Origin of the sequence: Rhodanobacter humi, assembly GCF_041107455.1 — a bacterium.
Taxonomy (GTDB): Bacteria; Pseudomonadota; Gammaproteobacteria; order Xanthomonadales; family Rhodanobacteraceae; genus Rhodanobacter_A.
This window is the reverse complement of record NZ_JBGBPY010000001.1, coordinates 1,939,966-1,953,732: the sequence shown is the minus strand read 5'-3', so window position 1 is coordinate 1,953,732 and position 13,767 is coordinate 1,939,966. Positions and strand designations below refer to the sequence as shown.

Sequence of the window (13,767 nt, the reverse complement as noted above, 5' to 3'; positions counted from 1 at the left end):
CAGGGGTTGCGGCACTGGATCGATTCAAATCCCGGCAGCACGCCAAAGTGCGGCGCATCAGGCCTCGCTGCGCGCAAAGAAGGAGGAAAGGCACCGGTAGGAGCGCACCCTGTGCGCGATGCTTTTGGTTCCAGCCGAGGGGCGCAAAGCATTCGCGCACAGGGTGCGCTCCTACAGGGTGCGCTGGCCGCTTTGCGACTGCCGGTTGACAACGTTGTACTTTGCAGCCAATAAAGTAGGCTTCGGCGGCCGCTGGTGCCGTTATGCTCACGGCCGTCCACGCCGTTCCCGGGGAGAGACTCCATGGCAAGCACGCTGGCGGCCGCGCCGTCCGACCGCTCGAACATCGGGCCGATGATCATCATCGGCGTGCTGTTCTTCATCTTCGGCTTCGTCACCTGGCTCAACGGCCCGCTGACGATCTTCGTGAAGCTCGCCTTCAATCTCGACGACGTCAGCGCGTTCCTGATCCCGGTGGCGTTCTACCTGTCCTATTTCGTGCTGGCGCTGCCGTCGGCGGCGATCCTCAAGCGCACCGGCATGAAGCACGGCATGGCGCTGGGCCTGTTCGTGATGGCGATCGGCGCGGTGCTGTTCGGCGAATTCATCAACCTGCGCACCTACCATGGCGCGCTGGCGGGGCTGTTCGTGATCGGCGCCGGGCTGTCGCTGCTGCAGACCGCCTCGAATCCCTACATCAGCATCCTCGGCCCGATCGACAGCGCGGCGCAGCGCATCGCCTTCATGGGCATCTGCAACAAGTTCGCGGGCTTCCTCGCGCCGTTCGTGTTCGGCGCGCTGGTGCTCAGCGGCATCGACACGCTCGACCAGCAGGTGAAGGCGGCGCCGACGCCGGCGGCGGCCGACGCGCTGCTCAACAGTTTCGCCGCGCGGGTGTACTGGCCGTACATGGCGATGGCGGCGCTGCTGGTGGTGCTGGCGATCTGGGTGGTGCGCTCCTCGCTGCCGGAGATCAAGCCGGCCGGCGCGAACGACGAGCACGCGATCGGCCACACCGGGCGCAGCGTCTTCAGCTTCCCGCATCTGTGGCTGGGCGTGCTGTGCCTGTTCCTGTACGTGGGCGTGGAGGTGATGGCGGGCGACGCGATCGGCATCTACGGCCAGGGCCTGGGCCTGCCGCTGGACGCGACCAAGCATTTCACCGCCTACACGATGTTCGGCATGCTGCTGGGCTACATCGTGGGCCTGGTGCTGATCCCGCGCTTCGTCTCGCAGCAGCGCTACCTGGCGGTATCGGCGGTGCTCGGCGTGCTGTTCGCGGTCGGCGCCTACGCCACCACCGGCTACGCCTCGGTGACCTTCGTCGCCGCGCTGGGCTTCGCCAACGCGATGATGTGGCCGGCGATCTTCCCGCTGGCGATCAAGGGCCTGGGCAGCCACACCGAGGTGGGCTCCGCGTTCCTGATCATGGGCATCGTGGGCGGCGCGCTGATCCCGCAGGTGTTCGTGCACCTGAAGGAGGTCATCAATTTCCAGCTGGCGTTCCTGCTGGTGATCGTGCCGTGCTACCTGTACATCCTCTACTACGGCTTGCGCGGCCATCGCGTCGGCCAGCATGCGGCGGGCTGAACGACGCATGCGGCAAGCAGGCCTCCGCCCGCTAGACTGTGCCGCTTGCACGGCGGCATCCGCCTCCGGCGGCAACCCGGTTCGCACCGCCCCTTCCCAAGGCATCTGAGGCCTCACGCTTGCGCAGCGCCACCATCAAGGATGTAGCCGAGCAGGCGGGCGTCTCGCTGAAGACCGTCTCGCGGGTCATCAACAACGAGCCCTCGGTGCACGCGCGCACGCGCGAGAAGGTGCAGCGCGCGATCGAGGCGCTGGACTACCGGCCCGACCCTTCCGCGCGCAGCCTGCGCAGCACGCGCGCCTACGCGGTGGGCCTGGTCTACGACAACCCCAACCCGCACTACATCATCAGCATGCAGAGCGGCGTGCTGGCGGCCTGCCGCAAGAGCGGCTACGGCCTGCAGATCCATCCCTGCGATTCCACCTCCCCGCGGCTGGCCGAAGAGCTGGTCGCGCTGGTCGGCAACGCGCGGCTGGCCGGCCTGGTGCTGGCGCCGCCGATGTCCGAGCAGCCCGAGCTGATCCGCAAGCTGGCGGCGGCGAAGATCCCGTTCATGCGGGTGATTTCCGCGCGGCAGGACCCGCAGGACGGCTACCCCTGCGTCTACGTGGACGACCGCGACGCCGCCTACGCGATCACCGAGCACCTGATCCAGCTTGGCCACACCCGCATCGGCTTCCTGTGGGGCGGTCGCGACCACCGCTCCAGCCCCGAGCGCTACCAGGGCTACGAGGACGCGCTGAAGGACTACGGCATCGCGCTGGACCGCAAGCTGATCCTGCCCGGCGACTACTCCTTCGACGACGGCTTCCGCGGCGCGCGCAAACTGCTGGCGCTCAAGGACCGGCCCACCGCGATCTTCGGCTCCAACGACGAGATCGCCGCCGGCGTGCTCGCCGCCGCACACTCCAGCGGCCTCAGCGTGCCATGGGAACTCTCCATCGCCGGTTTCGAGGACAGCCCGTTCTCCAAGCAGTCCTGGCCCGCGCTCACCACCGCGCGCCAGGCCACCGAGGAAATCGCCCGCCACGCGGCGCAGCGGCTGATCGGCAACCTGCAGCGCGCGGCGAACGGCGAACCGCTGGAAGAAGGCAACGAGGGCTTCAGCCCGGAACTGGTGGTGCGCGGTTCCACCGCGCCGCTGCGGAGCGCGCCGGCGAAGCGCTGACGCGCTCGCGCCTATCTCCCTCTCCCGCGCAATGCCTGCTTCCCTCTCCCGCTTGCGGGAGAGGGGTTGGGGGAGAGGGGCCTTGGCTTCTGCGCGTTCGCAGGTTTCAGAGCAGTTTCGTGCGCCTGCCGGCGCCCGAGTTACTTTTCTCTTGCGTGGCCAAGAGAAAAGTAACCCAAAGAGAAGGCCACCCCGGTTGGCGCTTTCCGTCCATCCATGGACGGAAAATCCGTGAGTCGGCGCCGGGCTTTTCGAGCGGGCATCCTGCCCGCGCGAAAAGGCGAGGCCATCCATGGCCTCGCCCGCTGCGCGGCCTGATCGTCCCCGCCTCACCGCCGCCCAGGGGCCCCGGAAAAGCAGCGCGCATCCTGCGCGCACTGTCCGAAGAGCCAAGTCAGGAGCGTGGCCCGTCGCGCCCTGCAGCACCTCGACAAGAAAAAGCCTTCTGCACCCCATGCCTAATGTGCAAGTGCTCAGGTCGTGGCCGCCTGCTCGACGTCGCGCATCGGGAACCCAATATCGGCGCTTGCTTCGCCACGCATGAGTGCGGCAAAACCTTGCGACGTGCTGACAAATACCTTGCCATGCTCAACCGCGACTACGATCCGCTCGACCCAGTCGCCCCCAAAGGTGCGGACCCGAACCCGATCTCCCGTCTGAAACTCGTTTCTGTTCGCCATAATACAATTTCTGCTTGCGCACAGAAATTTTCTGTGCGATTCTTGTGTCACTCTCTTGTAGAAGGGGTTGCGAGCATGGCTGCGCAGAAGGAAGTGACAATCAAGCCGCCGTATGTGTCATTCACTACATTCACCAATGCAATCAACAAGTTGCGTGAAGTTGGAGTTCCGAACCGGATTGATGCCAGCGTTTTTCGCGGACAGTCTGGTTCCGGAATTGCGGCACTGATCGGCGCGATGAAATATTTGGGCTTCATCGACGACGCCGGAACGCCGAGCGGAACTTTCAAGCAACTCGTTGATTCCAAAGATGAAGAGCGTGGCGCCATTCTCAAGCCCGTTCTGCTGGACCGGTACAAATTTATCACGAACGCTGGATTCGGGCTGGAAAACGCCACGTCCCAGCAGGTTGAACAGGCCTTCCGTGATCAGAACATTTCTGGCAGCACAGTTACGAAGTCTGTTGGCTTCTTTTTGGCCGCTGCCGACTTGGCGGGCCTCAAAACGTCGTCGCATGTGAAGCCACCTAAGCCTCCGCGTAGCTCTGGCGGAAGCCGTCCGAAAAAGCGCGCAATGAGCAAGGGGGCGGCCGCAGACACCCCGTCTACTCCTCACGCTAAGGGTGCTAAGAGCACCGCCGAGTTGCTACTTGAGAAGTTCCCCGACTTCGATCCCGCATGGGACGTCGACCTCAAGAAGAAGTGGTTCGATGCGTTCGGGACGCTTCAGACGAAGATGCTGAAGGAGGACTAGCCGTGAGGAGATAAGCGAGGCACTCGGGACACAGATTCACCAGCCGCCCGGGTGACCTAACGACAAGGCCCCTTACGCTCTACTCCGGCAAGAGACGAAGCGTAAGGGGCCGTGGCTGGATCTACGTCTTTGGAAGCGCTGCTAGTTCGCTTACTTCAGTCCGGGATGCATGTTGGACGCATGCAAATCAACCCGGATAAGGAGGTGATGCTAATGAAGCAGTTGAAGCTTGCACTTCCCCTTCCCGATGGTTTCGTACTGATCTTCCGTCCGTACCGTGACCTGAAGAATGGTAAGCGCATCTATGCAAAAACATACGGCTATCGTGCATTCCCGATGGTAGTCAAAGCCGCTTAACCCGGGCTTGCAGCGCTTCCGATTTTAGGCCTTCGACTTTGCCCTGTCCAACTTCGGATAGTAGGGACGGTGGCAACTAATCTTCATGCTTTCGCAGCCGCTTCGCGGCTGCGTCAGAGTGCGCGCTTGGAGCGCGCTGCTCTGCCCGGGCCCCCTATGGCGCGGCGGGCGGGTGGAGGAAAGTCCGCAGGATGGCCGGCAGGAGGCCGGCCAGTTTTTCGCCGGTACATGGACGTGCCGTCGGAAAACCCCGTAACCCGCCCGCGCACCCGGAAGGCAGGATGCCTGGAGGGCGCGCTATCGGGGTGTCGTTTCCTCTTGGTTACTTCTACTTTGGACAAGCAAAGGAGAAGTAACTCGGGCCGCGGCAGCGGCTCGAAACCGCTTTGAATCTGGCGGGAGTAGAGCAAGAGCCCCTCTCCCCCGGCCCCTCTCCCACAAGTGGGAAAGGGAGAAAGTGCGGCGAACCCGCGTCAACCCTCACTCGCTGTAGTCGGCGATATAGATCAACCGCCCGTCGTGCTGGCGAAACTCGCTGCGCCCTTCGAGCGCGATGGATTGCCCCGCGCGCACCCCATTCGGCAGGTCGACCGCGAAGGTACCTTCGAAGTGGATGCCGGCATGCGCGCTATCGCCGTCCTCGCGCCACGCGGTGATGGTCTGGTGGCGCATCGAGAACAGGTGGCGCGAGCTTTCGGCGAGGTGGCGCAGTTCCGCGATGCCGAGGGTGCGCACGCTGAGCACGCCGGCGGTGTAGTTCTCGAACACCACCTCGTCCTGCATCGTCGCCAGCATGGCGGCGACGTCCATGCGGTTGTAGGCATCGAGGTAGCGGTCGATCAGGGCGCGCATGTTCGTTCCGGCTTGAGGCGGGGCGTGCATTTCAGCACGCGCCCGTCGTACCTGCCAGCCAGGCCGGAACCGGGAAGCTCAGTGCTTCACGTTGTCCGTGCTCTCGATGAAGCGCGCCACGTTGTCGTGGAGTTTCTTCAGCGAGGGCTCGTGGGCGTAGACCATGTGGCCGGAGGGGTACCAGTGGTAGGAGATGTTCTGCTGCAGCGAGTCGGGGATCGGCAGGTGGTGCATCTCGTACTCGGCGGCGTAGAACGGCGTGGCGAGGTCGTAGTAGCCGCCGTTGAGCATCACCTTGAGGTCGGGGTCGGTCTTCATCGCCATCGCGAGGTCGGGCATCACGTTGGTGGACTGCTGCAGCGCCTCGTGGCTGCCGGGCGCCTTGTGCGACATGTCCCAGTGATGGATGTCGGCGTATTCGCGGTAGTGCTGGCCGTCGCCGAACTTCAGGTCCTTGCGTACGTAGTCGTTGAACGCGGCGATGTAGGCCGAGCTGATCGCCGAGGACTGCGGATCGTATTCGGACTCCTTGCTCAACGGGTCCAGCGAGGGGCCGGAGAAGCGGGTGTCGAGGCGGCCGGTGGTGGTGTCGTCGTTCGCCTGCAGCTCGTGCTCGAACATGCCGCCGGAGACGCGCAAGTTCGCCTTCACCCAGTACGCCGCGGGCAGGCCGGTGTACTGGTGCAGCTTCTCGGCGATCGCCTGCTTGCGCGCGGCGTCCAGCGTGCTGCCGGCCATCAGCGCCTGCGCGTATTCACCGGTGGCGAACTGCTCCACTTCACTCAGCAAGGTGTCGAGGTCGGCGGGCGGCGACGGCAGCCGGTGGTGGTAGTACGCGGTGGCGGCATAGGTGGGCAACGCCAGCTCGTAGGGCTGGTCCACGCCGGGGTTGGTCTCCGGGCCATCGATGCTGTTGTCGAAGCTCAAGATCTGCGACAGCAGGATCACGCCGTTCAAGTCCACGCTGTCCTCGTTGGTGAGGATGTTCGAGACCACCGCCGAGCGGGTGGTGCCGTAGCTCTCGCCGAACAGGTACTTCGGCGAGTTCCAGCGACCGTACTTCGACAGGAACTGGGTGATGAACTGGGCGAACGCGTGGCCGTCGCCGTCCACGCCGTAGATCGCCTTCTCGCGGTCCTTCATCTGCTCGGCGCGCTTGGCCGGGTCCTTGTCGTCGGCGATCAGCCGGCTGAAGCCCGCGCCCGGCGCGTCGATGAACACCAGGTCGGAGGCGTCGAGCAGGCTGTAGCTGTTGTTGACCAGCTGGTAGGGCGCGGCCGGCGTGTGGGTGTCGTCGGCGGTCACCACGCGCCTGGGCCCGAACGCGCCCATGTGCAGCCACACCGTGGCCGAGCCGGGGCCGCCGTTGTAGATGAAGGTGACCGGCCGCTCGCCCGCCTTCGCGCCTTTCTTGAAGTAGGCGACGTAGAACATGCTCACCGTGGGCTCGTGCTCCTTGTCGCCGGAGCCGTGCAGCACCAGGGTGCCGGCCACCGCCTTGTAGTTGATGCCGTGCCCTTCCACCGACACCGAACCCTCGCTGGTCGACGACTGCGGCTTCACCAAGGCCGCGTCAGGCGCGTTGGCCGGCTGCTCCTTGTCGTGCTTCTTGCCGGTGTCGGCGACGACGGCGGTGCTGAGCAGCAGGGCGGCGACAGCCGCGGCGAGGGGCAGTTTGCGCATCGGCGTTTCCTCGGCATGACGGAGGCGCGCGGCGCCTCGGGAAGCGGCCAGCATGGAACCGCATGCCCGCCCGTGCATGCCCCGGAAGTCACTGCCGTTACGGCAATACCTTGCGCTCAGGCCCAGGCCAGCAAGGCGATCGCCAGCAGTGCCAGCCCCAGCCCGGCGAGGTTGATGCGGCTCAGCTGTTCGCGGAACAGCAGCACGCCGGTCAGCGCGCCCAGCACCACCACGCCCAGGTTCATGCTGGCGAACACCAGCGCCGGATGCTGCGGCAGCGCGCGGTGCGCGCGCAGGTAGAACAGGATGTTGCCGAAGTTGAAGAGGCCCAGCAGCAGGCCGCCAAGCGCGTTGCGCAGGCGGAAGCGCGCACCGCTGCGCACCGCCCGCCACGCCGCCAGCGCGAACGCCACCACCAGCGCCAGCGCGAACATCGCGACCAGCGACGTGCCCAGCGGCACGTGCGCCGCGGCCACGCGCTTGAACAGCACGTCGATCGCACCGAAGCCGGCGAACACCACGAGCGGCCACAGCCAGCGCGCCGAAGCGTTTGCATCGTGGCCGCGTTCCGATCGCCACACCATGCCGAGCAGCGCGGCGAGGCCCAGCACGCAACCCAGCGCCTTGGTCGCATCCAGCCGCTCGCCGAACAGCAGGAACGCCGCCAGCAGCGAGAGCAGCAGCGATAGCCGCTGCGCCGCGTCCGAACGCACGATGCCCGCATGCCGTACCGAGGCGCCCAGCGCGAGAAAGATCAGGGGCAGCAACACGCCCAGCCCCAGCAGCGCGAACCACGGCGCGCCCGCCTGGCGCAGTGGCGCCAGCGGGGCGGGCAGCAGCAGCGCGGCGAGCGCGCCTGCCGCCACGTAGTTCCACGCCACCGCCTGGCCGATGTCCAGCCCGTAGCGTCGCGCCAGCTTCAGCAGCACCGACACCAGCACGCTGCAGATCGCGCTCGCCAGCACGTAGATCATCGAACGGTTCCCGTGACGGAAGGATCGCGAGCTTAGCCGATCGATTGCCGCGGCCGCCGCCGCGTGGAAGCATGGCCGCTCCACGCAACGGCAGGTGACGACCACATGGAAATCCGCTTGCTCGGCCGCCACGACGCACCCGCCTATCAGGCGCTGCGCCTGCAGGCATTGCGCGACAGCCCGCAGGCGTTCAGCGCCAGCGTCGAGGACGAGGCGAACCGCAGCCTAGACGAGGTGGTGACGCGCATCGTGCCCGCCGCGGACGGCTCGGTCTGCACGCTGGGCATCTTCGTCGACGGCGAACTGGCCGGCTTCGTGGCCCTGCTCCATCCGCAACGGGCAAAGTTGCGCCACTGCGCCGAGCTGGCGGGCATGTACGTGGCGCCGGCGTATCGCCGGCGCGGTTGCGGCGCCGCCCTGCTGCGGGCGGTGATTGCGCATGCGCGCGCCATCGACGGCGTCCGCCAGCTCGGGCTCAGCGTCAATGCCACGAACATGGCGGCGAAGGCGCTGTACCGCGCGATGGGCTTCACGTGCTGGGGCGTGCAGCCGCAGGCGTTGCGGATAGCCGGCGTGTTCCACGACGAGGAACACATGCAGTTGCGCTTCGATCCCTGAGCCTTCACCGGAGAACTCCGCATGCTGGAACTGCGCCCCACCTGCGAACACTGCGACAAGCCGCTGCCGCCCGATTCGACGGACGCGATGATCTGTTCGTACGAGTGCACGTTTTGCCGCGACTGCGTGGCGCGCCTGCACGACGTCTGCCCGAACTGCGGTGGCGGCTTCGTGCCGCGGCCGATCCGTCCCGCGCGGGAGTGGAGAAGCGGCGTGTTCCTCGGCCGCCAGCCGGCCGGCGACAAGCGCGTGTTCAAGCCGGTGGATCTCGTGGCGCACGATGGCTTCGCCGCGCGCCTGCGCGAGCTGCCGCCCGAACGGCGCTGATCGGGCGCGAAGTCCGTCCCGGTTCTCCGGATGCCGATCCGGCGGCCGCGGCCCGTGCGGAACCAATCGGCGCATGGCCTGTCATCGTCCAGGCCTGTGCGCCGTTCGCCGTCGCACGATCGGGAAGGAAGCTCGCCGCGTGATCGGACGGAAGGCATCGGCAGAACGCGTGACACCCGTCCGGCGGCGCCTGCGCTGGACGCACATCGCCACGCTGGCGGCGGTGCTGCTGATCCACCTGGGTTTCCTCGCCTTCCTGCTCGCGCCGTCGCCGGGATGGCGCTGGCCGGCGCAGGAAACATCAACCGAAGCGCCGGATGCACTGTTCGTCCGTATGCTGCCGGTGCGGACCGAGCCGGTCGCGCCGCCGCAACCCGCGTCGCCGCGTCCCGTGCCGCAGGCACATCGGCCGCCGCCCGTGGCCTTGCCCGCCCTGCCGACGGCACAGGCGGCAGCGCCGATATCGCCGGTCATGCCGCGCGCCGCCGACAGCCTGGTCGCCACCGCCCCACCGGACTTCGTGACCGGCGGCGGACGCTTCACCGGCCCGGACTACGGCCAGCAGAACGTGCGCGTGCCGGGCAGCGGCGCGCCGATCCGCGGCATGCCGACCTTCCGCATGGCCGATCCGCGCATGCAGGGGCTGGCCGGCGTGGTGCGCATCATCGGCCGCATCACCGGCGCCGTCGATCCGCACTGCCTCCAGCTCGAGCGCCAGCAGGCGATGTCGGTGCAGGAGCGTATTGATCGCCACGTCGACGCCGCCGACGCGCGGATGGTCGCCATCGCCGCGCGCTACGGCTGCCCCGACCCGCTGAAACCGGGCGCCGCGATGTACAACTTCTACCGCCCGCGGCAGGTCGTCGGCGCGCATTGAGCGCAGCCGTCACCGTGTGGACGGGTGCATATTTTATCCGGGTAGTATTGACAACACATTTGACCCGGGCAAAATAGGCGACCGACCCAGACGGCAGTCCGCCATGCATCCGCACGACAGCCCCAGCTGCACCGCCTTCGACGGCCACACCTTGATCGCCTCCGGTGCGCTCGCCGTGGTGGCGGTGGCGGTGAAGCGCCTGCTCGACAAGCACCCCGCGCGCACGCCGCTGATCCTCGACGACGCCACCGGCCAGCCGGTGGAAATCGACTTCCGCGGCCGCGCGGACGAGGTGCTGGCGCGCCTGAGCCCTGCGCCGGATGCCGCTGCGCCGCGCGGCGCCGGCCGCCCCCGGCTCGGCGTGGTGGCGCGCGAGGTGACCTTGCTGCCGCGCCACTGGTATTGGCTCAACAGCCAGCCCGGGGGCGCCTCAGTTACCTTGCGCAAGCTGGTGGAGGATGCCCGCCGCCACAGCAGTGCGAAGGATCGCGCCCGCCTCGCCGGCGAAGCCGCCGACCGCTTCATGCGCGTGGTAGCGGGCGACCTCGCCGGCTACGAGGAAGCCTCGCGTGCGCTGTGGCGCGGCGACCGCGACGCTTTCAACCGCCATACCCGCGGCTGGCCGAAGGACGTGCGCGAGCACGCCCGCCGCCTCGCCGCGATCGCCCGCGATGCGCAGGCCGAGGCGGGCTGAAACCGCCCGCGCAACGCATCGACCCATCGGAATCCCCCATGTCCTCCGCGACTCCCCAAGCTTCGCCGCTCGCCCATCGCGACTTCCGCCTGCTGTTCGCCGGCAGCTCGATCTCCGCGCTGGGCGACCAGTTCACCCTGGTCGCGTTGCCGTGGCTGGTGCTCAAGCTCACCGGGAGCCCGGCCGCGCTGGGCCTGGTGCTGGCGGCGATGGCGCTGCCGCGTGCGGCCTTCATGCTGATCGGCGGCGCGGTGGTGGACCGGCTCTCGCCGCGCCGCGTGCTGCTGTGGGCGCGCGCGATCAATGCCGTGCTGATCGGCATGTTGACGCTGCTGGTTTTCGCCGGCGCGATCCGCATGCCCGTGGTCTACGCGCTGGCGCTGGGCATCGGCCTGTCCACCGCGTTCGCCTACCCGGCCGGTTCCGCGCTGCTGCCCAGCTTGTTGCCGCCGCAGCTGCTGCCATCGGCGAATGCGCTGATGATGGGTGCGCGCCAGTTGAGCCTGTTCGTGGGGCCGGGCCTGGCCGGCCTGGTAATCGGCGCCGGCGCCGCGCCTGCCACGGCACATGGCGTGGTGGACGCCGGCGGGCTCGGCATGGCGTTCGCCGTCGATACCGCGAGCTTCCTCGTGTCGCTGGCCTCGCTGCTGCTGATCCGCCAGCGCGACGACGTGCATGCACGCGTCATCGAAGGCCACGTGCTCGCGAACGTGCTGGGCGGCCTGCGCGCGATCTGGGCCGACTTGCCGCTGCGCGCTTTCGTGCTCTACGTGGCGGTGGTGTCGGTGTTCGTGGGCGGCCCGCTGCAGGTGGGCTTGCCGGTGCTGGCCGACACGCGGCTGGACCACGGCGCCGCGTCGCTCGGCATCCTGATGACCGCGAACGGCGGCGGCATGCTGGTCGGCGGTTTCCTGTCCGGCTGGGTCAGCCGAATCGCACGCGGACAATTGGGCCTGATGATCCTGTGCATCGACAGCCTCGCCGGCCTGGCGCTGGCCGCGCTGGCCTTCGATCACTCCACCGTGATGGGCGCGGCCCTGCTGGCCACCACGGGCCTGCTCGCCGGCATCGCGCAGATCGCCGTCGTCAGCTGGATCCAGCGGCGCGTGCCGCCGGCGATGATGGGTCGCACGATGAGCGTGCTGATGTTCGCCTTCATGGGCCTGGGGCCGTTGTCGGCGGCGCTCGCCGGCAGCCTGCTGAAGCTGGTGTCACTGCCCGCGATGTTTGCGGCCGCGGGACTCGCGCTCACGGCGATCGCGTTGACCTGCATGAGCAGCCCGGCGTTGCGCGCGATCGGCACGCCGTTGCGCGTGCCGGCAACAGAGTGACAGGCATCGTCCAGCCGAGTGGCAGCGCATGTTTGGGGGGACTGATTGGCGACAAAGTTCAGCCGATACTCCCACCGTTCACCCTGAGCGTAGGCCGGCAAGGCCGAAGTCGAAGGGCGGCGCGCTGCGAGTGCTTCGACTTCGCTTGCTATCGCAAGCTACGCTCAGCATGAGCGGGGTTCCCGGCAGCCTGTCGGACTTTGGTCGGTTGGGCTGCTGGCAGAGCACCGTTGCTGATCAGGTGAGGAGACGGGTTGTCCGATGAACGCCACGCACACCGTTCGTTTTCGCCAGGTCGACGTGTTCAGCGCCGTGCCGTTCAAGGGCAACCCGCTGGCCGTGGTGTTCGACGCCGACGGCCTCGACACCGCGCGGATGCAGGCCATCGCGCGCTGGACCAACCTGTCGGAAACCACCTTCCTGCTGCAACCGGATGATCCGGATGCGGACTACCGCGTGCGCATCTTCACCACCGGCGGCGAGCTGCCGTTCGCGGGGCATCCCACCCTGGGCACGGCGCATGCGCTGCGCGAAAGCGGCTATCGGCCGCGCCGTCCGGGTCGGCTGGTGCAGCAATGCGGCGTGGGCCTGATCGAGCTGAGCGAGCGCGATGACGGCTGCTGGGCTTTCGCCGCGCCACCCGCGCGCATCACGCCGTCGCCGGTGGCTGGGCATGCCGAGTTGGCGCGTGCGTTGCACAGCGATGCGATCGATTTCGCCGCGCCACCCTGCACCGTCGACAACGGTGCTCCGTGGCTGATGGTGCGCATGCAATCGGCCGCCGACTGCCTGGCCCTGCAGCCGGACATCGCGGCGCTCGCGCCGGTGACGCGGGCCGCCGGCACCGACGGGCTGGCCATCTACGGGCCGCACGCCGCCGGCGGCCCGACCGACTTCGAGCTGCGCTGCCTGATGACCGGAGGCAGTTTCGGCGTGGGCGAAGATCCCGTCACCGGCAGCGCCAATGCCGCCCTGGCCTGCCTGCTGGACGCGCAGGGCAGGCGTCCCGCGGCAAGCTATTCGGTGCGCCAGGGCACGGCGCTGCAGCGCGACGGTCGCGTGGCGATCGAGCACGACGGAGACGGCCGCATCTGGATCGGCGGCGCCTGCGTCACCGTGATCGAGGGCAGTTTCCGCTATTGAAGCGGAGCCGCGTCAGCGCAGCGCCGCCGCCTCGCGCGCCAGCAGTTCGATGCCGGCCCAGTCGCCGGCCTGCAGCTTGTCCTTGGGCGTGAGCCAGGAGCCGCCCACGCAGGCCACGTTGGGCAGGGCGAGGAAATCCGGCGCGCTGGCGAGGCTGATGCCGCCGGTGGGGCAGAAGCGGATCTGCGGCAGCGGGCTGGCCCAGGCGGCCAGCAGTTTCGCGCCGCCCACGGGCACGGCGGGAAACAGCTTCAGGTGCTTGTAGCCGCGTTCGAGCAGGCTCATCGCCTCGCCCGCAGTGGCCACGCCGGGCAGCAGCGGCAACGCGCTGGCGTCGGCGGCGTCGAGCAGTTTCGGCGAGACGCCGGGCGACACCGCGAAGCGCGCGCCGGCCTGGCGCGCGGCTTCGAGCTGCGCGGCGTCGAGCACGGTGCCCACGCCCACCACCGCGCCTTCCACCTCGGCGGCGATGGCGCGGATCGCGTCCAGCGCCACCGGCGTGCGCAGCGTCACCTCGATGCTGCGGATGCCGCCGGCGACCAGCGCGCGCGCCATCGGCACGGCATGGGCCAGCTCGTCGACGATCACCACCGGCACCACCGGGGCGAGCGCGAGGATTTCGGCGAGGACGGTCTGCTTGTGGTCGGTGCTGTTCATGGGTGGGCTCGCGGGAGAGGGTTGGCGTCGTCGTAGGAGCGGCTTCAGCCGCGACCGGTCAC

General features: G+C 68.0%; 15 protein-coding genes. 10 read left to right on the top strand and 5 right to left on the bottom strand.

From position 1 onward, the window contains the following. Positions 1–303 precede the first annotated feature (303 nt). Positions 304–1,590, top strand: a complete 1,287-nt coding sequence (locus AB7878_RS08620; protein ID WP_369493969.1) for a sugar MFS transporter — start codon at positions 304–306, stop codon at positions 1,588–1,590. A gap of 119 nt (positions 1,591–1,709) precedes the next feature. Further along, complete coding sequence (locus AB7878_RS08615) at positions 1,710–2,759, top strand: LacI family DNA-binding transcriptional regulator (RefSeq protein ID WP_369493968.1); 1,050 nt, start codon at positions 1,710–1,712, stop codon at positions 2,757–2,759. Between the two features lie 473 nt (positions 2,760–3,232). Here AB7878_RS08615 and AB7878_RS08610 read toward each other — a convergent pair whose 3' ends face one another. Further along, on the bottom strand, positions 3,233–3,439 hold the full coding sequence (locus AB7878_RS08610; protein WP_369493967.1) for a hypothetical protein: 207 nt from the start codon (positions 3,437–3,439) through the stop codon (positions 3,233–3,235). Between the two features lie 75 nt (positions 3,440–3,514). On the opposite strand from AB7878_RS08610, the gene AB7878_RS08605 reads away from it, so the two are divergent. Together AB7878_RS08605 and AB7878_RS08600 are read left to right on the top strand one after the other, a co-directional pair. Next, positions 3,515–4,192 (top strand): DUF5343 domain-containing protein, encoded by a 678-nt coding sequence (locus tag AB7878_RS08605; RefSeq protein WP_369493966.1) that lies wholly within the window; start codon positions 3,515–3,517, stop codon positions 4,190–4,192. Positions 4,193–4,405: 213 nt separating this feature from the next. Beyond that, on the top strand, positions 4,406–4,549 hold the full coding sequence (locus tag AB7878_RS08600) for a hypothetical protein (protein ID WP_369493965.1): 144 nt from the start codon (positions 4,406–4,408) through the stop codon (positions 4,547–4,549). 480 nt (positions 4,550–5,029) lie between these two features. Here the strand turns inward: AB7878_RS08600 and AB7878_RS08595 are convergent, their stop codons facing one another. The 3 genes from AB7878_RS08595 to AB7878_RS08585 all read right to left on the bottom strand — a co-directional run bounded on the left by AB7878_RS08595 (position 5,030) and on the right by AB7878_RS08585 (position 8,058). Beyond that, entirely contained in the window at positions 5,030–5,401 is a 372-nt protein-coding gene (locus AB7878_RS08595) for a nuclear transport factor 2 family protein (RefSeq protein ID WP_369493964.1), read from the bottom strand. 78 nt (positions 5,402–5,479) lie between these two features. Next, positions 5,480–7,084 (bottom strand): S10 family peptidase, encoded by a 1,605-nt coding sequence (locus AB7878_RS08590; RefSeq protein ID WP_369493963.1) that lies wholly within the window; start codon positions 7,082–7,084, stop codon positions 5,480–5,482. A 116-nt stretch (positions 7,085–7,200) separates the two neighbouring features. After that, the gene (locus AB7878_RS08585; protein ID WP_369493962.1) at positions 7,201–8,058 is read right to left on the bottom strand and encodes an EamA family transporter; all 858 of its coding nucleotides are present in this window, start codon (positions 8,056–8,058) and stop codon (positions 7,201–7,203) included. 105 nt (positions 8,059–8,163) lie between these two features. Between AB7878_RS08585 and AB7878_RS08580 the strand changes: the two genes are divergently transcribed. The 6 genes from AB7878_RS08580 to AB7878_RS08555 all read left to right on the top strand — a co-directional run bounded on the left by AB7878_RS08580 (position 8,164) and on the right by AB7878_RS08555 (position 13,048). Continuing rightward, positions 8,164–8,676 carry a GNAT family N-acetyltransferase gene (locus tag AB7878_RS08580; RefSeq protein WP_369493961.1) on the top strand — a complete coding sequence of 171 codons (513 nt, stop codon included), beginning with the start codon at positions 8,164–8,166 and terminating at the stop codon, positions 8,674–8,676. A gap of 21 nt (positions 8,677–8,697) precedes the next feature. After that, a complete protein-coding gene (locus tag AB7878_RS08575; protein WP_369493960.1) occupies positions 8,698–9,003 on the top strand; it encodes a DUF1272 domain-containing protein in 306 nt (101 codons plus the stop codon). 169 nt (positions 9,004–9,172) lie between these two features. After that, complete coding sequence (locus AB7878_RS08570; RefSeq protein WP_369493959.1) at positions 9,173–9,880, top strand: hypothetical protein; 708 nt, start codon at positions 9,173–9,175, stop codon at positions 9,878–9,880. 103 nt (positions 9,881–9,983) lie between these two features. After that, positions 9,984–10,574: a DUF2239 family protein gene (locus AB7878_RS08565; protein WP_369493958.1), complete on the top strand. Its 591-nt coding sequence runs from the start codon at positions 9,984–9,986 to the stop codon at positions 10,572–10,574. Between the two features lie 38 nt (positions 10,575–10,612). Next, positions 10,613–11,905, top strand: a complete 1,293-nt coding sequence (locus AB7878_RS08560) for an MFS transporter (RefSeq protein WP_369493957.1) — start codon at positions 10,613–10,615, stop codon at positions 11,903–11,905. Between the two features lie 261 nt (positions 11,906–12,166). Continuing rightward, the gene (locus AB7878_RS08555) at positions 12,167–13,048 is read left to right on the top strand and encodes a PhzF family phenazine biosynthesis protein (RefSeq protein ID WP_369493956.1); all 882 of its coding nucleotides are present in this window, start codon (positions 12,167–12,169) and stop codon (positions 13,046–13,048) included. Between the two features lie 12 nt (positions 13,049–13,060). On the opposite strand, the gene eda is transcribed toward AB7878_RS08555, so the two are convergent. Beyond that, positions 13,061–13,705 carry a bifunctional 4-hydroxy-2-oxoglutarate aldolase/2-dehydro-3-deoxy-phosphogluconate aldolase gene (gene eda / locus AB7878_RS08550; RefSeq protein ID WP_369493955.1) on the bottom strand — a complete coding sequence of 215 codons (645 nt, stop codon included), beginning with the start codon at positions 13,703–13,705 and terminating at the stop codon, positions 13,061–13,063. Positions 13,706–13,767 lie beyond the last annotated feature (62 nt).

Excerpts from the sequence above, each read along its gene's own strand:
- AB7878_RS08620 (WP_369493969.1), top strand. The coding sequence starts at position 304 with ATGGCAAGCACGCTGGCGGCCGCGCCGTCCGACCGCTCGAACATCGGG.
- AB7878_RS08610 (WP_369493967.1), bottom strand. The coding sequence starts at position 3,439 with ATGGCGAACAGAAACGAGTTTCAGACGGGAGATCGGGTTCGGGTCCGC.
- AB7878_RS08605 (WP_369493966.1), top strand. The coding sequence starts at position 3,515 with ATGGCTGCGCAGAAGGAAGTGACAATCAAGCCGCCGTATGTGTCATTC.
- AB7878_RS08600 (WP_369493965.1), top strand. The coding sequence starts at position 4,406 with ATGAAGCAGTTGAAGCTTGCACTTCCCCTTCCCGATGGTTTCGTACTG.
- AB7878_RS08595 (WP_369493964.1), bottom strand. The coding sequence starts at position 5,401 with ATGCGCGCCCTGATCGACCGCTACCTCGATGCCTACAACCGCATGGAC.
- AB7878_RS08590 (WP_369493963.1), bottom strand. The coding sequence starts at position 7,084 with ATGCGCAAACTGCCCCTCGCCGCGGCTGTCGCCGCCCTGCTGCTCAGC.
- AB7878_RS08585 (WP_369493962.1), bottom strand. The coding sequence starts at position 8,058 with ATGATCTACGTGCTGGCGAGCGCGATCTGCAGCGTGCTGGTGTCGGTG.
- AB7878_RS08580 (WP_369493961.1), top strand. The coding sequence starts at position 8,164 with ATGGAAATCCGCTTGCTCGGCCGCCACGACGCACCCGCCTATCAGGCG.
- AB7878_RS08575 (WP_369493960.1), top strand. The coding sequence starts at position 8,698 with ATGCTGGAACTGCGCCCCACCTGCGAACACTGCGACAAGCCGCTGCCG.
- AB7878_RS08565 (WP_369493958.1), top strand. The coding sequence starts at position 9,984 with ATGCATCCGCACGACAGCCCCAGCTGCACCGCCTTCGACGGCCACACC.
- AB7878_RS08560 (WP_369493957.1), top strand. The coding sequence starts at position 10,613 with ATGTCCTCCGCGACTCCCCAAGCTTCGCCGCTCGCCCATCGCGACTTC.
- AB7878_RS08555 (WP_369493956.1), top strand. The coding sequence starts at position 12,167 with ATGAACGCCACGCACACCGTTCGTTTTCGCCAGGTCGACGTGTTCAGC.
- eda (WP_369493955.1), bottom strand. The coding sequence starts at position 13,705 with ATGAACAGCACCGACCACAAGCAGACCGTCCTCGCCGAAATCCTCGCG.